Source organism: Bradyrhizobium sp. USDA 4504 (assembly GCF_054063995.1).
This window is the reverse complement of sequence record NZ_JBSSGV010000001.1, coordinates 4,295,468-4,313,432: the sequence shown is the minus strand read 5'-3', so window position 1 is coordinate 4,313,432 and position 17,965 is coordinate 4,295,468. Positions and strand designations below refer to the sequence as shown.

Below are 17,965 nucleotides of genomic sequence, written 5' to 3'. Positions count from 1 at the left end.
TGCGCATTGTTTTGCAGCGAAACCGTTGGGCGATTGCGAGCCCGGGGCGGCGACCGCCTGTTCCGAAGAAGGTACGAACGAGCGCCGCCTTTCGAAGGGAGGAAATCATGGCACCAGTATTGACCATCAATGGCAATCTCATCATCGACGAAGCCGCGAGCTTGCAGACCAGCGGCACTGACAATGACACGGGTGTTCAGGCGGGGCCCGACAACGAAGTTGCCTGGTCTTTCCTGCTTGCGAACATGAGCGCGGCTCTCAAGACCAGTCTGGGCATTGTGGCTGGCTCCACCGGCGAAGAGTCGGGTGATACGAGCGTGGTGTTTCCGCAAGCTGCGGCGCGGACGATCGGCAGTGCCGGCACCGATTTCATCCAGCTCGGCACGACCACCGTCACCGACCTGCAATTCTCGAACTCCACGGGGGGGACGATCACCAACGGCACGCCGACCCAGATTTTCGCCACCGGCGACGGCGCGCAGATCTTCCTCTACACCGATTCCAACAGCCACATCCTGCTCGGGCGCGAGGGCACAACGTCGGACGGTGGCCAGACCTGGCAAGCCAGTTCCACAGGCACCGTCGCCTTCGCTATCGTGCTGGACGAGACCATCACCTCCGGCAACGTGACAGGCGGCAACGTCTGGACCATCCAGTACGAGGCGCTGAAGCACACCAACACCAGCGGGATCGACGACGCCGATACGCTTAACCTTTCCGGCCTCGTCGATGTGAAGGCCTTCTTTACCACGACGACAACCGTCAACTTCGGCGATTTCAGCCACGTGCCGTCCGGATCTGACGACTGGTCGGCCATCGAGCAGACCGCGACCGCCGCGGCGGACACCAGCGATCCCGACATGCTCATCACCGGCTTGGCGCCGGGCTCGAAAGTGACCGTCAGCACACAGGGCCTCGGCAACAATTCGCAGGCGCTGAACCCCGGAGAGGCGGTGCGCGTCGATGTCGTCAATCACGTGAACTACCCCGACTTCCCCCTGACAAATCCAGACGTGCATGATCTGACGAAGCTCGGCTACAGCACGCATGTGGCCTCGGTGACGGAGGCGAGCTTTTCGTTGACCCAGGTGAACCCCGGGAACGCGAACACCACCGTCAAAGTGCACATATATGCCTTCAACGAAACGAGTGATCTTCAGGCTGGCAATCTTGTCTCGACCACCAGCATCGGCAGCAGCGGCTTGGCCGGCAACGACCAGACGCTGGTCCCGATCCTCGGCAACACGATCAAGGTGTATTCCGACCTCGCGAAGACACAGTTGGTCACGACAGGCATCACCGTTACGGCCGCGGGCGACGGATCGTACTTCATCGATGGCCTGAAAAAGAACTACACCGTCGACTTCCAGGTCGCGCAATCCAGCCACATGGATCGCTTCGTGGTCGGCAATGCCCAGCCGACCAGCGGCAGCGGATCCAATGTCAGCTTCGACGCCGGCAATTTCGCGTTCAGCGTCTCGAACTCGACGAGCGACACTGCGCATACCGGCGTCGGCGGCAACCTGTTGTTCGAGGACGACGGTCCGACCCTGCTGGCGAACGGCACCGCCACGGCGTTGCAACTCGACGAGAGTTATCTCGCGGCCGGCTCCGCCCCCAATGCAGCGAACACCACCACGTCCGGCAGCTTCAGCGGCCTGTTCACACCCAATTACGGCGCCGACGGGGCTGGAGCCGTCGGCGGCTACACGCTCGGCGTCAAGTCCGCCAACGTCGATTCCGGGCTGGTCGATTCCGTGTCGGGACAGGCTGTTCTGCTCAGTATTGCGAGTGCCAACGACCCCAGCCACAACATCGTCACCGGGGACGTTATCGGCAAGACGAGCTCAGGTGGTGATCTCGTTTTCGGTGTTCACGTCGATTCGGCAGGAACCGTCACGTTCTCGGAGTTTCGGGCCGTCAAGGAAGCGACCGCCGACACCACCAGCACTGATGGGGCGGTCGGCGACAGTTCCGAAGCCAGCGCCAGCATGGCCGCGGACCTGATCACGCTCTCGGCCACTGCCACCGACAAGGACGGTGACACGAGCGCCGCCGCGGCGGCCAACATCGGAAACAAGTTCCAGCTGCTCGACGATGGTCCAAGCCTCAGCGGGGTGCAGAGCCTCTCCGGGCAGGACGCCCAGCATCCGGCCGTCGGCTTCACTGCCGGCTCCTCGGGATCGGACTCGTTCACGTCACCCGACGGCGCCGACGGGGCCAAGGTCACGATCGATGCCGCCGCTGCCATCACCGGGCTCACGCAGTCATACAACACCGATCATACAGTCCTGACCTACAAGGATTCCGGCGGCAACGGTGTCTACCAGCTGAGCGTATCCGACACAGGTTACACCTTCACGGTGCTGCAGACGCTCGCCAACCCGCCGGAGACGCTCAACTTCAGCGCCATCAAGTCGGGGAGCCCGGTCGAGACGCTCAATGTCAGCACCAGCGGCGGCCACAACATCGTCTTCAACGGACTGCTGTTCCCCGCCGCCGATACAGGTGCCCTCGGACTGCAAACCCAGGCCCAGTTGCTGACCGCGGATCTCGGCACCTCGAACCCGGCCGACGACCTCAACCCCGACAATATCGGCTTCGGGGTGAAGAACGGGCAGGCGTCGCAGATCAACATGAACGAGGGCTTCTTCTTCAATGAAGGCAGCGGCCTCAACCTCAAGAACCTGGCCTTCGACGTGGCGGGAATCGGCAACGTCACCAGCATCAAGGCGGAGTATTGGCTGTTCAACTCCGCCGGCGATTTGATCGACTACGAGAACCCAACCATCAGCGGTCTCAAGCAAGGCAACGTCCACGTCACCGTTGCGGACTTGGGCAATACTATCGTGCCCGGCAGCAATCACGATGCCGCCGGAGAAACATTCTCGACCGGCTACATCCGGTTCTTCTTCACCCCGGTCGACACCAATGCGGGTGTCCGCATCATCAACTTCACCACCCAGGTGGCCGCCCCGGTGAACGATCAGGACATCCAGTTCCGGATCGTCAACACCGACGCGGATGGCGATACGGCCAAGGCCACCTTCAACGTGCTGGTGGACAACCCGGACTCGACGACCGTGAGCCACTGGCCGTTGGCCTAGTTCCGTCGCGCGGAGACGCATCCGACATGGATGCGCCTCCGCGCCAAAGTCTCTTGAGGTCGAGAGCCCCTAGGAATCGATACGCGTGTTGGACATTCTCTCGGAGTGCTGGTCTCAAGTCGCCGCCAACGCGCAAGCCTGGTTCGGCCCGGCTCTCGACGGGCCGCGCGATTTCATGCTCCGCGCGGCGCTGCCTATCGTGGCGGCAATCATCCTTCTCCGGCTGGCGCGAAGGCGGCGGGGGCGCGCGCGGCCTGCTCCCGCCGGCGATCACGACGGGTCACCGACCGCACACGATCTTCCGTCGCTGCTCCGGGCCTGCCGCGGCGTGCTGATCGGCATCGGCTTGATCACGGCCATGCTGAACGTGCTATATCTCACCAGTTCATTCTTCATGCTGGAAGTCTATGACCGCGTGGTGCCGAGCCACAGCGTGCCGACGCTCGTCGGCCTCGTCGTCCTGGCCTGCGGCCTCTACCTCTTCCATGCATTCCTTGACATCTTGCGCGGGCGCATCCTGATCCGCATCGGCGACTGGCTCGATCGCGCATTCTCGGAGCGAGCTTATGACATTGTTGCCCGCTGGCCGCTGCGGGCGCGCATCAGCGGCGACGGGCTGCAGCCGATGCGCGACCTCGATCAGGTCCGCAGCTATCTCTCGGGGCTCGGGCCGACCGCGTTGTTCGACCTGCCGTGGATCCCGTTCTATCTCACAATCTGTTACCTGTTCCACCCGCTGCTGGGGCTCACCGCGTTGATCGGCGCGCTGCTGCTCGTTTTGCTGACGCTAGTCACCGATCGGCTGACGCGTGCGCACGCCAGGGACATCACCGGGCGGGTAGCACAGCGCAATGCCCTGGCCGAGGCCAGCCGCCGCAATGCCGAGGTGTTGCACGCCATGGGCATGCGTGGGCGCCTCGCCGCGCGTTGGGCGGCGGCCAACGACGGTTACATGGCCAGCCAGAGGCGCGCCGCCGACATCGCCGGCGGCTTCGGCTCCGCCTCCAAGGTGCTGCGCATGGCCTTGCAATCGGCGGTGCTCGGCGTCGGTGGCTATCTGGTCATCCGACAGGAGGCGAGTGGCGGGATCATCATTGCCGGCGCCATCCTCACGTCGCGCGCGCTCGCTCCGGTCGAGCTCGCCATCGCGCACTGGAAAAGCCTGGTCGCCGCCCGGCAGAGCTGGAAACGTCTGCAGCAATACTGGGCGCAGCTCCCGGACGAGTCGGAGAAGACTCCGCTGCCGCCGCCGTGCAAGGGCCTCGCGGTCGAGACCATCTCCGTGGCGCCGCCGGGCGATCGGCGCGCGGTGGTGCTCGAGGTTTCCTTCACGCTAAAGCCCGGACAAGGGCTAGGGATTGTCGGCCCGAGTGCGTCGGGTAAATCATCGCTGGTGCGCGCCATCGTCGGTGTGTGGACACCGGCAAGCGGCAAGGTGCGGCTCGACGGTGCCGCCCTCGAACAATGGAATTCGGAAGCACTCGGCAGGCACATCGGCTATCTGCCACAGGATGTCGAGCTGTTCGCCGGCACGGTGGCCCAGAACATCGCCCGATTTGATCCCGAACCCGACGTGCCGGCGACCATCGCCGCCGCGACAGCGGCCGGTGTGCATGAAACAATCCTGCAACTGCCTGATGGCTACGACACGCAGATCGGCGAGGCTGGAGCGGCGCTCTCGGCCGGGCAGCGCCAGCGCATCGCGCTCGCCCGTGCGCTATACCGCGATCCGTTCCTGGTGGTTCTCGATGAGCCCAACTCCAACCTGGACATGGAGGGCGACCAGGCCCTGACGCAAGCCATCATGGGCGTGCGCGCACGCGGCGGCATTGTCATCGTCGTCGCGCACCGAACCAGCGCGCTTTCCGGCGTCGACCAGTTGATGGTGATGTCGCAGGGACGTGTGCAGGCGCTCGGGCCGAAGGATGCGCTGCTGGCCAAGATGATGCAGCCGCGGCCGGCTCCGGTACCGCTCAAGGTCGTGAGCGAGGGAGCGAGCCCATGAACGAGCCCATGAACCGCGAGCCGGTCAACGTCGTGCCGCTCTCGATCCGCCGGCACCTCGGCGCGGGACTGGTGGGTGTCATCCTTCTCGCCGGCGCCGTCGGCGGCTGGGCTGCCACGACGGAACTCGCGGGCGCCGTCATCGGCGCAGGTACGCTGGTGGTCGACAGCTACAGCAAGAAGGTGCAGCACCCGACTGGCGGCGTGGTGGGCGAACTCAATGTCCGAGAGGGCTCGAGGGTGAAGGCTGGAGACGTGCTGCTGCGCCTCGACGAGACGGTGACGCGGGCCAACCTTCTGGTCATTCTCAAGAGCCTCGACGAGCTAGCGGCGCGCCAGGCCCGGCTCGAGGCGGAGCGCGACGACCAAAAGCGCGTCGACTTTCCGGCGGACCTTATCGCGCGTATCTCCGACACGGACGTGGCGCGCGTGCTCGTCGGCGAGCACAAGCTGTTCGAGCTGCGCGGCACCGCCCGAGCAGGCAAGAAGGCCCAGCTCAACGAGCGCATCGGCCAATTGCGAGAGCAGATCGGCGGTTTGGAAGAGCAGATCGCCGCGAAAGACGGCGAGACGAGGTTTGTCGACCAGGAGCTCGTCGGCGTGCGCGATCTGTGGCGCAAGAACCTGGTCCAGATCACGCGCGTGACCACACTTGAGCGCGATGCGGTGCGCCTGCACGGCGAACGCGGCGCTCTGGTCGCCTCCATCGCCGAAGCGAGGGGCCGGATCACCGAGACCGCGCTGCAAATCATTCAGGTCGATCAGGATCTCCGCACCGAGGTGGGAAAGGAGCTTGCCGAGATTCGCGCGAAGACCTCGGAGCTGGTCGAGAAGCGGGTGGCCGCCGAGGATCAGCTCAAGCGCATCGATATCCGGGCGCCGCAGGACGGCACCGTGCAGCAGCTCGCGCTGCACACGATAGGCGGCGTCGTCACCGCCGGCGAGCCGATCATGCTGATCGTCCCCGCCCACGACCTGCTGGTCGTCGAAGTGCGCATCGCCCCGCATGAGATCGATCGCGTATCGGTCGGCCAGCCGGTGCTGCTGCGCTTCACCGCCTTCAACCAGCGGACCACGCCGCAGCTCAACGGTGAAGTGAACCACGTGTCCGCTGATGTCACGAACGACCAAAAGACTGGAACCAGCTTCTATGTCACGCGCATTGCGGTGACGGAGGCGGAGATGGCCCGCCTCGGCGACGTGAAGCTGATCGCGGGCATGCCAGTCGAAGCCTTTATTCAGACCGGGCAGCGCACAGTGATGTCTTACCTCTTCAAGCCGTTCTCCGATCAGCTGATGCGCGCCTGGCGCGAGCGCTAGCGGCTCACGAACCCTGCTTCACCTCGACCGGCTTCTGCGCGAACTGCGGAAATGTCTCGGCCACGACCGGTCCACCCAGCCGCCAAGAATAGCAGTCGCCGACGAAGAATGGCTGCTCTCGCTGCTCAAACAGTTTGCGTACGACCTGCGCCATGTCGTCAGCCGGCAGACCCTGCCGGGTTATGAACTCGTGATCAGTCACGATTCGAGCGACGCTGAGTGACCGAACTTCAAACCCGTCCCTCTTGACGGGCTCACCGCGCGACTTCGCTGGCGCGGCCTCATTGCGCGTTCGGAGGACAGCCGATCGTCAGCTTGATGTGGTCCGAACTGCCAAATCTTGCGTTTTTAGGGGCGTGTTATCCGAAATGAAATCAATGTCTTGTGCGGGCGGGGCTGCCCATGCGCACTCATGGGAGAGAAGGGTGCGCATCCCCGAGTCGTGAAATGGGTACGGCAAGTTTTGGTAGAGACTTTCGATTTTTGCGCAGATCGGTTGTTCGCATTGGAGTGAGGGTCTTAGCCCATCATAACCTTGTCGGCCCGGCTACGTCCGGTTCTTCGATCAACCCCGAGTTCGAAAGTAACACGATCACCTGGCCTAGCAGGCCGTTGAAGAACTCAGCCGCGTTCGCAAACGAAGGCTGAATCGTCGCCATTGTGGATGTAGAAGTGGCCAACGAGCCTGCCCGCAGTGCCGATCATGGCCCATCCGCGACCACAGGACGGATCATTCTCGTCGTGCCCCTCCCATGAGAACTCGGCGCAGGCCGATCCGTCGCGGGTGCCGTAGCGAGCATCCAGGAAGCCCTTGAGAGCCCCAAACGCTATTTCGCCATCGGACTTGCCACGGAAGGTGAGATGCGCCTCTCCGACAAGATCGAGGAAGTCGCTGTCCCAGTTGTCCATTTCGACGATGCGCCAGCGGCCGGCAAAGGCCTTGGCAAAGCCGGGCACCTTGGACATCAACCGGTCTCCGCGATCAACTTGGGCAGCCGCACCAGATTGTAGGCGGCCGCAGCGAAGGTAAAGGCCCATCCGACCCGATCACGGCCACGGAATCTGGTCTTCTCTTGCCCGGCGACCGTCTTGATCCAGCCGAATGCCTCCTCAATCCGCTTGCGGATGCGCTGGCTGACAGCATAACCGCCGTGCCGGGTCGTACGCCCGTCGATCGCAGAGCTACGGCCGCCGGTATTCTGCGCAACATGCGGCGTCACGTTCATCGAGCGCAGCTCGTTGACGAAGTCTTCTGCATCGTAGGCTTTGTCGGCACCAAGCGTGATCGCTGTCGGTCGATCGGCACGAGGCTCGATCATGTGCAGCGCGGCCACCCGTTCGGCGTGCCCACCGGCCTGCGTCAGGCAGGCGTCGACCAGCAAGCCGTGGCGGTTCTCCATCAGCCCGTGCCCGATGAAGCACAGCTTCGTCTCCTTGCCTTTCCACTTGCGGTAGAGCCTGGCCTCCGGATCGGTGGTCGAAGCATGGGTGTCGTTGGAGCGCTTCTGGCCATGGAAGTTCGCTTCAGCATTGCGCCCGCCGCCTTGGGCCGGCGGCTCGCCGGAGCTATCCTTCGGTTTGACGCTCTTCATCGAGGCCCAGGCCTCGATCAGCGTGCCGTCGACCGAGAAGTGATCGCTCGACAGAAGCTTCTTCACCCTGGGCTGCGCCAGCACCGCCGCAAGGAACTTCGCCGCGATGTCGCCTTCCAGAAGCCGGTCGCGGTTCTTCGAGAATACCGAATGGTCCCAGGCTGCATCGTCGACGCCGATTCCGACGAACCAGCGGAACAGCAAATCATATTCCAACCGCTCCATCAGAAGTCGCTCCGAGCGGATCGAATAAAACGCCTGCAACAGCATCGCCCGCAGCAGCTTCTCCGGCGGGATCGACGGCCGTCCAATCGGCGAATAAAGGGCGGCGAACTCGTGCTCCAGCGCCGCCAGCGCCTCGTTCACGATCGTCCGGATCCCTCGCAGCGGATGATCACGCCGCACCCTTGCTTCCAGGTCGACGTAGCTGAACAGCTCGCCCGTTCGATTGTCGCCGCCGCGCACGCACCATCTCCGAATCTCGTCGGAGCCAATGAATCATGATCCTCGGTCGGCGGCGACCGCCTTTTTTCAACAGCCTGCTAGGTGTTACTCCAGGCAGAAGGGACGTGACATGGAAGAAGATATCTTCCCCACCGGTATCCGGCTTTATGAATCCGAAGCCTTTGTCTTCCTTAAACAGCTTGACCATGCCCTTGGGCATTTCACTATTTCTCCGCTCAAAGACCGCATAATCGCACCTCCCTGTTAACGAGTTGCTTAGGCTGCGAACAGCAAGTGGTTAACGCGTCCGTAGGAATCCGGGGAAGGCGGCAAGCTCGGTATCCTCGCTGAGGCCCGTTTCTCCTGCCGATGTTTTTGTTCCACGCGCGGAAAGTAAAGAGGTTGCTGAGGGGCGGCGGATATCGAGAGAGCACTCGAAAGATTGTAGCAGGCGATCCGTGCCAGCCCGCACGATCTGCTGATGTGGCCTTGGTTGATCTGGCGTGGGCTCTTGCAGTTCCTTCCACGGGCCTGCGCTGCAGGCAATGCGCCAAGCTGCTCGCCTGCATCCGGGTTATGTAGTTACCTTCCAATGCATTGCCGCGCCGCTTATCCTGGGCGTTTGACGAGGCGCGCCCAGTCGCTGGAGCAGCTTGAGCGTTGGCCGGAAAAGCGACCGTGGATGCGGCCTGACGGTTATGTGCTTCTCGTCGAAGGTATCCGCCTCGCAGCCATCGAGTGACACCGCGATCCTAACGAACCGGACAGCGGAAATCCTCTTTTGAAGATTTAGCAAGTCAACCGCCTTCGGCGTCAGAGCTGCGACGCTCGCCAGTTGTTCGGATTGCGAAATATGGTCCTGCGTCAAAGAAATAGCTACATCGGAATTCCCAGAGCATCTAGCGCTCGGGCCCAGGCCACGAAGGCATATCCGATGGCTTGAGCGCGGCGCGCTCCAGTCTGCGAAGTGTCAAACACGCGGGAGCCCCGCGCCAATGCAGCTAAGGCCAGCAATCAGCAGCACGCCTCCAGGATGATCGAACGACGCCGGCTTGCATACAAGGCAAGCATAGATCCCACGATCGTGGTCACGATACCGAATTCCAGGATCATCGATTCAAATCGCTGAACTTTGAAATTGGCTTTTGACGAAGAGAGAATGAAATATCTCAGAGACTGCCACGCCGGGCGCGCTCATCGTTTTTCGGTTTAACGTTAAGGTCGCGATCCGTGGACGGATGCGCCGCCGAGCCCGCGAACGCCGGCTTGCTCAATAGGGGAGGGAGGTCCGAGCGAGAAACCTCTACCGACGCGGACGAGGCTTCATTCCGACGCAAAAGCAGGGTCCGCTCTTTTGAAGCCAAAGCGGCGACGCGAAATGACGGACGTCAGGGCGTGCCTCGATCAATCGGGGCCGTCGCACGCTGAGAAGCCGCTAGACGTCGCGATGAGTGGACGCCAGCGAACCGCTCTAGCGCGGTTGGTCAGGGATTTCTTGCCACGTCTTCGAGTGCTCTGAAATCCACTTCGCGGCGTCGTGCTCAGTCGTAAAACCCTTGATGACTTCCGTTTCGCCATCGGGCCACAGAATGTCGATCCTCCAGCCGGGGCCGGGATTTTTGCAAGCCATGAAAGCTGGTCGCTGCTCGATCATTTGTTGACTATGCGCCGACGGTGGCTAGCTACAAGCCAGTGATCCTGCCACACCTCCATCTTTTTCGCTCGCGCGACCCTTAGATCTCACGCCGATCCTTTCGTGGTCGTGAGTTAAGAAGATCCGGCAGCGGTGACAGTTGGGGGCGTGGCTCGGAACTTGGCTCTGTGGTTGCTTCGTCCTGGACATTGGTCCGGCGCCGGCGGCTAATCACAAGGCCAATCAGGCCGACCGCTATCAGCGCGGCCCCTGCGATTATCAGCCAATGCGGCAATTGCAATGAGAGCAGCAAGGCCTTTGCCATTTTCACTCCAGGACAGCGTACTCAAATGCCACGCCCTCGGGGGCGTTTTCCTCGAACCATTTCTCGGCGGCCTCGATCGAAGCGAAGACCTTGATGTGGTCCTCGTCGCCGATTGTCTTGGCCGTGTCCGTGTAGATCCAGACAGTTTTCATCGCATCAACTCAAATAATCCTTGACCTCGGTCAACCCGCAGCTTGGTGCCCCACGGCATCTGCCCCAGCAGCATATGCCTCGTGCCGACCGCGACCCGATCGCGTTAGATGTTGTCCTGTTCTGCGTGATAACCCTTCATGTCCGCGGCGAACCGGTGGGCGACCTCGGGCGGGATTTCCAGCAGCTTTCGGTTGATCGGCATGGCATTGGCATGAAATACGACAACACTGCCAAGTTTAAAATACGCGCAGCCGGCGTGGGTGCCATGGTTCATCTTCCAATTACTGCGGCGGAGGCATGCAGAAGCTCCCGCTCTTCCAGCCGCCATGTTTTGATGGATAGGCGATGGCTGAAATCTTATTGGCCCGCATCGCCGGTGCGAGTGCAATGATGGGTTTGACCGACGTCTTGTGCGCCAAGCTGCCATCCTTGCGCTAACGCTTGCGGGATCGCGGGGCGCAGCGAGCAGTGAAATCACGCGTATGAAGGACGATTCGATCAAAATCACGCTCGGCAAAATGCGACAAACAGGCGCAACTCGCACATTGTTCTCTGCAAAGATTATCGGCGCTCCCACAATGTCCGGCTAGGCGCAGCGATAGCACGACGGGATGTGCCTATCCGATCTTGATTTAATTGCACGGCCTTGAAAGGCAGGGCTCGATCATTCGATCGCTCGACGTGCCGCCCGAAATGGATCCTAATTAGCTGCACCGGCAGACTGCGTTGGTGTACGTCGCTCGGCAATTACGCCGTAGTCAGTGCCCAAAAAACAACCACAGCAGGATGATCACAGGAATTGGCACGCCCAAAAGCCAAAGCAAAACGCCTCGTCCCATCTCGCTTCCCTCCCTTATTTATTCACGCCAATGGCAACTCCGGAGACGCGGCCATGTTCCTAGCCCACCGATCGCGTCGTCCTTGCCGCCGCTACGAAACCGGCGCCATGCTGATCACGTCGAACCGCAGCGTTGCCGAATGGGGCACCGTGTTCGCCGATCCCGTGGTCGCCACCGCCAACCTCGATCGGCTCCTGCACCACAGCCACGTGCTGACGATCCGCGGCGACAGCTATCGTCTCCGCGCCAAGCGCAAGAGCGGCCTCATCAAGCCGCCGCCCGACGGTGACGGCTCCGGTCGGCTCCGCCTCCCTCCGGCCCATTAACGTCGGAAACAACCTTCAACCAAGATCATAATCCAGACGGTGGGGGCAGTTCTTCATGACGCAAAGGGGGGCAGTTCCGGATGGCGTTTGACACTCTCGTTGCTGATGACGAATGAACAGTCGCCGCTGCTTGCGATCCATATCTCCAGTTCAGTATCGACTCGGCGAAAGTGCAGGGCCATATCACCCGCCACAAACTTTGGTCGTCCGTGATCGTCCACATGGGACGCTCAACCTCCTTTGGTGCAGTTGGTCGCTTCGGCCTCCCGCGCCAGCCGTTCGGCTTTTAGGCGCTCTCGATTATCGTGGATCGCTTTTTGCGCTTTGGCGTAATCCGTCATGGCTTCCGTCGGCCTGACAGTTTTGAATGCTTTGTTTGCTTCGCGCTCCGCAGCCGTCGGCGCCCGTTGGTTTTGGTCTTTAATCATGGTTAGTCGAATCCAATCGGCTGCATCCGTACTTGAGGCCGATGACCGGACAGTGGTCGTTGCGGCTTCGCGCTCTTGTTGTGGGGGCTGCGGCGACCGTTGCACATGGGTCCGCTGCGGCGGCCGCAGATAGGATCCATCTGGGATTCGTTGGCCATCGCTCTGCAACCAATGACTACTGTATCAACGCGAGCAGCGTGCAGGGTGACCCGCAGACTGCTTTCATGTGGCGCTTCAGCAAGAGCGGAGCGCTCACGGGCAGGCACGGGGCAGGATCAGTTCGTGTTCGCGCCGAACGCGTCCGTGCCTGTGCAGCACACGATCACGAACTTCGCGCTGGGGATCGACAAGATTGACGTTCGTCAATTCAGCAATCTCTTCCCTTGGATCGCTTCCGACCGAGAACCAGGTTGGCAACGACACGACAATTACCTCTGGATGTCGACGACGCAATTCTTCTCAAGAATGTGATTGCAGCGAATTTGCAGGTCCTCTTATGCATCCATAAGCGATGCATCGTGCTGATGCATTCTGTCGACCTAGCGATAACGGTTGAACATATTTCATCGCACTTTAGGTGGTCTGGTCTCATCTACGACGTCAGGCCAGAAACAAAGCCAGTCTGGCTGCGTAGCGCAGATGTTTCCGGCGACGTCAGCAATGCGATCAGGCGTTGCGCCTGCGATGCCGACGATGCCTGTGTCGGAATGGCCGCCGTATACATCGTCGCGAGCCCGCACTCCGGCGGCAGGCTGCCCGACAGCACGATGCCCTTGGTGCTGATGATCTCGGTCGATTGCGTACAACCGATCGGCCGCCGATCTCCGGATTCGGCCAGATGTCGCATGGCCGTCGCACCGTTTGGAAAGATCTTGAGGCGGTCCGCGACGACATCAGCGATGTCGAGCTGCGCGAGCACCTTGGCGACATGAATTCCGGCCGTCGACACCTTCGTATCGGGCACGAAGATCGCGTCCGCCGCGAGCAATGCCGCGCGCAGGCTGGCCGCGTCGTCGGCGGTGACCGACGGATCGCCGGCCCGGACGGCGAGGGCGGTTTCAACCCGGCCGATGTCCGTGATCGAGCTGCGCAAAACCAGCCCTTCGTCAGCCAGCTTCGCGATCAGAGCGGCGGTCAGGATGACGATGTCGGTCGGTACGCCGGCGCGCAATCTGTCGGCCATGGCGCCGACCGCGCCAAAATCGCCGGCAATGCTGAGCCCGGTCTCAGCTTCAAATGCTGGCGCGAGGCTGCGCACCAGGCCCTGCGCCGCCCCGCCGCTCAGGATGCTCAACGTCTTCATGCGCACTGTTCCTTCGCTCGCGGTCTGCCGTTGCGCGCTTACTGGGCCTTGTCCAGCCTTTTGACGACGTCTGTCCACTTCACGATATCGGCGCGCAGGAATGCGTCGAACGCCTCCGGCGTCATGGTCATCGGCACCGCGCCCTGCGCGGCCCAGAGCTTCTCGACCTCTGGCCGCTTGATTGCGGCGTTCACTGCCGCGTTGAGCTTGTCGATGATCGGCGTCGGCGTGTCCGCCGGGGCCATCAGGCCGAGCCAGATCGTTGCCTCATAGCCGGACACGCCCGCCTCGGTCACCGTCGGAACGTTGGGCAGCACCGTCGAACGAATCTTGCCGGTCGTTGCGAGTGCGCGCACCCGGTTTTCGGCGACATTCGGCGCCATCGCCGGAACGGCATCGATCATCATCTGGACCTGGCCGCCGATGACGCCGCCGCGGGCTTCGCCGCTGTTGCGGTAGGGCACGTGCACGACGTCGATGCCGGCCATGGCTTTGAACAGCTCGCCCGCCATGTGATACGGCGTGCCCTGACCTGACGAGGCATAGTTCAGCCGTCCGGGCTGCGCCTTTGCGAGGGCGATGAACTCCTGCAAGGTCTTTGCCTGCACGGCGGGGTGGACCACGATCACGAGATCCGAGGTATTCAACGACGCGATCGGCGTCAGGTCGCGCATCAGCGCATATTTGCGCTGCGGCACCAGCGATTCGTTCGCGGTCTGGGTGTTCGACATCATCAGGAGGGTGTAGCCGTCGGCCGGCGCCTTGGCGACCTCGAGGGTGCCGATCACGCCGCCGGCGCCGGTGCGGTTCTCCACCACGAAGGGCTGGCCGAGGCTTTCCTGCAAGATGCCGCCGATCTGTCGCGCGACGACGTCGGCCGGACCGCCGGGACCGAAGGGAACGATGATCCTGACCGGCCGCGCGGGATAGTCTTCGGCGTCAGCATATGAGCCTGACATGGACACGGTCAGCAACGCCGCGACAAACACCAAGGCGTATCGCAGGCTTGCCATTGACTGAATCCCCCAACTTTAGTCTTGTTTCTTGATCAGAAGTCTAGCTGCAACCTGAAGCCTCTGTCGACGACAGACTCCGTTTTCGCGCATTGGAATAAGAGCGGGAGGACGGTGTACAACTTCGCCATCGCGTGCGGGGAATCATATGAGGAAACATCCTGGGCTATCGCGCCGCGACATGCTGAAGGGCTCGGGCGCCGTGCTCACCGGGGCCGCCCTTTCAACGCGCGTGACGGCCGCCGCGCCACCGGCGGAACCGGTGACGCCGACGCTAATCGAGGCAGCGAAGAAAGAGGGACAGGTCGTCTATTACACCTCCACCGATCTGCCGGTCGCGGAGAAGCTGGCGAGGGCGTTCGAAGCGAAATATCCCGATATCACGGTGCGCGTCGAACGCACCGGCGCGGAGCGCGTGTTCCAGCGGGTCGGCCAGGAATATTCCAGCAACATTCATGCCGTCGACGTCGTCAACTCGTCCGACGCCGCGCATTTCATCGTGTGGAAGCGCGACGGTATTCTCGCGCCCTATGTTCCGGAGGAGGTCGCAAAATACTACCCCGAGGAGCATCGCGACGCGGACGGGCAATTCGCAAGCTTCCGGGTCTGGCTTTCGATCATTGCCTACAACACCAATCTCGTGAAGGCCGAGGAGGCGCCGAAGAGCTTTGCCGATCTGCTCGATCCGAAATGGAAGGGCAAAATCGTGAAGGCGCATCCCGGCTATAGCGGCACCATCATGACCGCGACCTATCAGATGCAGCGCGATCTCGGCTGGAGCTTTTTCGAGCAACTCGCCAAGCAGAACATCATGCAGGTGCAATCCTCGACGGATCCACCCAAGAAGCTCGATCTCGGCGAGCGTGCTGTGATGGCCGACGGCAACGAATACAACATCTTTCAGATGAAGGAGGCCGGCCGCCCGGTCGAGCCGGTCTATGCCACCGAGGGGTCGCCGATCATTGTCGGCCCGAACGGGATCTTCAAGGACGCTCCGCATCCGAATGCCGCCAGGCTGTTCCAGTCCTTCGCGCTCGGGCGTGAGGGCCAGCAGCTCAATGTCGAGATCGGCGGCCTCAGATCCGTCCATGCACAGGCCAAGGAGAAGGCTGGACGCAGGCCGCTAAAGGACATCAAGACGATGAAGGACGATCCGGTGGCGGTGGAGCGGGAAGGGGAATCGATCAAATCGCACTACACCCGCATCTTCCGCGTCTGATGGGACGGCTCAGGCCAATAGCTGCCCGTCCCGGCGCCTGCCGCATGGCACGTGAGCAGATTTCGCGCTGGCTGGGTCAATAATGCCCCTCGGCGCGGGGGATATTTGATGTTACCAATTTGGCCATGAACCAGCATGCCAAGGTCGATATCCGCCATTCCACCTGTCCGCACGACTGCCCGTCGGCATGTGCGCTCGACGTCGAGGTGATCGAGGGACGCTCGATCGGCCGCGTCAGGGGCTCCAAACAGCAGACCTACACCGCCGGCGTGGTCTGCGCCAAGGTCGCGCGTTATGCCGAGCGGATTCATCATGCCGAGCGGCTGATGGTCCCGCTGCGCCGGACCGGGCCGAAGGGCTCCGGCCAGTTCGCGCGGATCTCCTGGGATGAGGCGCTGGACGAGATCGCGGCGCGGTTCGATGCGGCCGAGCGGGAATTCGGCGCCGAGTCGATCTGGCCCTATTACTACGCCGGCACTATGGGGCTCGTGATGCGCGACGGCCTCAACCGGCTGTCGCATGTGAAGAAGTATTCGCGCTTCTACGGCACGATCTGCGCAACCATCGCGCGTATCGGCTTTGCGGCCGGGACCGGCAAGATCGCCGGTGTCGATCCCCGCGAGATGGGCGTCTCGGACCTCGTCGTGATCTGGGGCACCAATCCGGTGAACACCCAGGTCAATGTAATGACGCATGCATCGCGCGCGCGGAAGGAGCGCGGCGCGAAGATCGCGGCGGTCGACGTCTACAACAACGAGACCATGAAGCAGGCCGACATCAAGATCCTGCTGCGGCCGGGCACCGATGGCGCGTTTGCCTGCGCCGTGATGCACGTGCTGTTCCGCGAGGGATTTGCCGATCGCGAATATCTCGCGCGCTATACCGATTGCCCCGACGAGCTGGAAGCGCATCTGAAGACCCGCACGCCGGAATGGGCCTCAGCGATCTCGGGCGTGCCAGTCGAGGAGATCGAGGCGTTCGCGCGGCTGGTCGGACAGACCAAGCGCTCGTTCTTCCGTCTTGGCTACGGCTTCACCCGCAGCCGCAACGGTGCCGCCCAGATGCACGCTGCCTCGTGCATCCCTGCGGTCACTGGCGCCTGGCAATATGAGGGCGGCGGCGCGTTCTTCAACAATGCCGCAATCTGGCGTTTCGACGAGTCGATCATCGAAGGCCACGACGCGATCGATCCCTCGACGCGGGTGCTCGATCAGTCCAAGATCGGCCGCATCCTGACCGGCGATGCCGAGGCGCTCCGCGGCGGCGGGCCGGTCAAGGCGATGCTGATCCAGAACACCAATCCGATGACGGTCGCGCCCGAGCAGGCGCTGGTGCGCCAGGGCTTTGCCCGCGAGGATCTGTTCGTCGCGGTGCACGAGCAGTTCATGACCGAGACGGCGCAGATGGCCGATATCGTGCTGCCGGCGACGATGTTCATGGAGCACGACGACCTCTATTACGGCGGCGGTCATCAGCACATCTCGGTCGGCCCGAAGCTGATCGATCCGCCCGGCGAGTGCCGTTCCAATCACGAGGTGATGCAGGGGCTCGGCCGCCGGCTCAACGCCGTGCATCCCGGCTTCGACATGACGCCGCGCCAGCTGATCGATGCGACGCTGAAGAAGAGCGGGCACGGCACGATCGAGGCCCTGGAGGCCGACATTTGGCGCGACCTGCAACCTGATTTCCGCACCTCGCATTATCTTGACGGCTTTGCCCATGCCGACAAGAAGTTCCATTTCAAGGTCGATTGGGGCAAGGTGCCCGTCGGCACCGGCGGGCTGATGGGGGCGTGGGACAAGATGCCCTCGCTGCCCGACCACTGGGCCATCATCGAGGAGGCGGACGCACAGCATCCGTTCCGGCTCGCGACGTCACCCTCGCGCAGCTTCCTGAACACCAGCTTCAACGAAACGCCGTCGTCGCAAGCCCGCGAGGGCGCGCCGACCGTGATGATTCATCCCGACGATGCGGCGACGCTCTTGATCGCCGATGGCGACGCGGTGACGCTCGGCAACATGCGCGGCGAGACCACATTGACCGCAAAACTGTTCGACGGCGTTCGCCGCGGCGTGCTGATCGCCGAGTCGATCCATCCGAACAAGTCCCATATCGGCGGGCGCGGCATCAACATGCTGACCGGGGCGGAGGCCGTCGCACCGCTCGGCGGGGCCGCGTTCCACGACAACAAGGTCTGGATCCGGAAGGTATCGGTGGCCGCATAAATCCTGCTTGCAGTCGGCGCCGATCCTGCCGCAA

16 protein-coding genes and 1 pseudogene are annotated in these 17,965 nt (G+C 62.5%); 7 read left to right on the top strand and 10 right to left on the bottom strand.

The features are described from left to right. The first annotated feature begins 119 nt into the window (after positions 1 to 119). From ACVMB1_RS20215 to ACVMB1_RS20205, 3 genes are all read left to right on the top strand, one after another. Entirely contained in the window at positions 120 to 3,107 is a 2,988-nt protein-coding gene (locus ACVMB1_RS20215; protein WP_456849136.1) for a DUF5801 repeats-in-toxin domain-containing protein, read from the top strand. Positions 3,108 to 3,195: 88 nt separating this feature from the next. Continuing rightward, the gene (locus tag ACVMB1_RS20210; RefSeq protein WP_310885760.1) at positions 3,196 to 5,112 is read left to right on the top strand and encodes a type I secretion system permease/ATPase; all 1,917 of its coding nucleotides are present in this window, start codon (positions 3,196 to 3,198) and stop codon (positions 5,110 to 5,112) included. Between the two features lie 8 nt (positions 5,113 to 5,120). Next, complete coding sequence (locus ACVMB1_RS20205) at positions 5,121 to 6,431, top strand: HlyD family type I secretion periplasmic adaptor subunit (RefSeq protein WP_253609939.1); 1,311 nt, start codon at positions 5,121 to 5,123, stop codon at positions 6,429 to 6,431. Positions 6,432 to 6,435: 4 nt separating this feature from the next. Here the strand turns inward: ACVMB1_RS20205 and ACVMB1_RS20200 are convergent, their stop codons facing one another. The 4 genes from ACVMB1_RS20200 to ACVMB1_RS20185 form a co-directional block, all read right to left on the bottom strand. Continuing rightward, positions 6,436 to 6,585, bottom strand: a complete 150-nt coding sequence (locus ACVMB1_RS20200) for a hypothetical protein (RefSeq protein WP_456849134.1) — start codon at positions 6,583 to 6,585, stop codon at positions 6,436 to 6,438. Positions 6,586 to 7,052: 467 nt separating this feature from the next. Continuing rightward, complete coding sequence (locus ACVMB1_RS20195) at positions 7,053 to 7,397, bottom strand: hypothetical protein (RefSeq protein WP_310885792.1); 345 nt, start codon at positions 7,395 to 7,397, stop codon at positions 7,053 to 7,055. Continuing rightward, positions 7,397 to 8,488 (bottom strand): IS5 family transposase, encoded by a 1,092-nt coding sequence (locus ACVMB1_RS20190; RefSeq protein ID WP_456849131.1) that lies wholly within the window; start codon positions 8,486 to 8,488, stop codon positions 7,397 to 7,399. Before ACVMB1_RS20190 ends, ACVMB1_RS20195 begins: the two co-directional genes overlap by 1 nt. Further along, on the bottom strand, positions 8,418 to 8,636 hold the full coding sequence (locus ACVMB1_RS20185; protein WP_456849917.1) for a hypothetical protein: 219 nt from the start codon (positions 8,634 to 8,636) through the stop codon (positions 8,418 to 8,420). Before ACVMB1_RS20185 ends, ACVMB1_RS20190 begins: the two co-directional genes overlap by 71 nt. Between ACVMB1_RS20185 and ACVMB1_RS20180 the strand changes: the two genes are divergently transcribed. Next, positions 8,598 to 8,735 carry a hypothetical protein gene (locus ACVMB1_RS20180; RefSeq protein ID WP_456849959.1) on the top strand — a complete coding sequence of 46 codons (138 nt, stop codon included), beginning with the start codon at positions 8,598 to 8,600 and terminating at the stop codon, positions 8,733 to 8,735. The genes ACVMB1_RS20185 and ACVMB1_RS20180 overlap by 39 nt on opposite strands. A 1,692-nt stretch (positions 8,736 to 10,427) precedes the next feature. On the opposite strand, the gene ACVMB1_RS20175 is transcribed toward ACVMB1_RS20180, so the two are convergent. The 3 genes from ACVMB1_RS20175 to ACVMB1_RS20165 all read right to left on the bottom strand — a co-directional run bounded on the left by ACVMB1_RS20175 (position 10,428) and on the right by ACVMB1_RS20165 (position 10,997). Continuing rightward, positions 10,428 to 10,577 (bottom strand): hypothetical protein, encoded by a 150-nt coding sequence (locus ACVMB1_RS20175; RefSeq protein ID WP_456849129.1) that lies wholly within the window; start codon positions 10,575 to 10,577, stop codon positions 10,428 to 10,430. A 104-nt stretch (positions 10,578 to 10,681) separates the two neighbouring features. Then, positions 10,682 to 10,852, bottom strand: a complete 171-nt coding sequence (locus ACVMB1_RS20170; RefSeq protein WP_456849127.1) for a hypothetical protein — start codon at positions 10,850 to 10,852, stop codon at positions 10,682 to 10,684. A 7-nt stretch (positions 10,853 to 10,859) separates the two neighbouring features. After that, complete coding sequence (locus ACVMB1_RS20165) at positions 10,860 to 10,997, bottom strand: hypothetical protein (RefSeq protein ID WP_310885762.1); 138 nt, start codon at positions 10,995 to 10,997, stop codon at positions 10,860 to 10,862. Positions 10,998 to 11,503: 506 nt separating this feature from the next. Between ACVMB1_RS20165 and ACVMB1_RS20160 the strand changes: the two are divergent. Then, a pseudogene (locus ACVMB1_RS20160) lies at positions 11,504 to 11,774 on the top strand (ATP-binding protein); the annotation flags it as partial. 199 nt (positions 11,775 to 11,973) lie between these two features. Here the strand turns inward: ACVMB1_RS20160 and ACVMB1_RS20155 are convergent. From ACVMB1_RS20155 to ACVMB1_RS20145, 3 genes are all read right to left on the bottom strand, one after another. Beyond that, entirely contained in the window at positions 11,974 to 12,171 is a 198-nt protein-coding gene (locus tag ACVMB1_RS20155; RefSeq protein ID WP_456849125.1) for a hypothetical protein, read from the bottom strand. A gap of 592 nt (positions 12,172 to 12,763) precedes the next feature. Next, the gene (locus tag ACVMB1_RS20150) at positions 12,764 to 13,474 is read right to left on the bottom strand and encodes a molybdate ABC transporter substrate-binding protein (protein ID WP_456849915.1); all 711 of its coding nucleotides are present in this window, start codon (positions 13,472 to 13,474) and stop codon (positions 12,764 to 12,766) included. Between the two features lie 38 nt (positions 13,475 to 13,512). Further along, complete coding sequence (locus tag ACVMB1_RS20145) at positions 13,513 to 14,433, bottom strand: tripartite tricarboxylate transporter substrate binding protein (protein ID WP_456849913.1); 921 nt, start codon at positions 14,431 to 14,433, stop codon at positions 13,513 to 13,515. 202 nt (positions 14,434 to 14,635) lie between these two features. Here ACVMB1_RS20145 and ACVMB1_RS20140 point away from each other — a divergent pair, with 202 nt between their 5' ends. Then, complete coding sequence (locus ACVMB1_RS20140; protein WP_456849123.1) at positions 14,636 to 15,706, top strand: extracellular solute-binding protein; 1,071 nt, start codon at positions 14,636 to 14,638, stop codon at positions 15,704 to 15,706. 125 nt (positions 15,707 to 15,831) lie between these two features. Continuing rightward, on the top strand, positions 15,832 to 17,931 hold the full coding sequence (locus ACVMB1_RS20135; RefSeq protein WP_456849121.1) for a molybdopterin oxidoreductase family protein: 2,100 nt from the start codon (positions 15,832 to 15,834) through the stop codon (positions 17,929 to 17,931). Positions 17,932 to 17,965 lie beyond the last annotated feature (34 nt).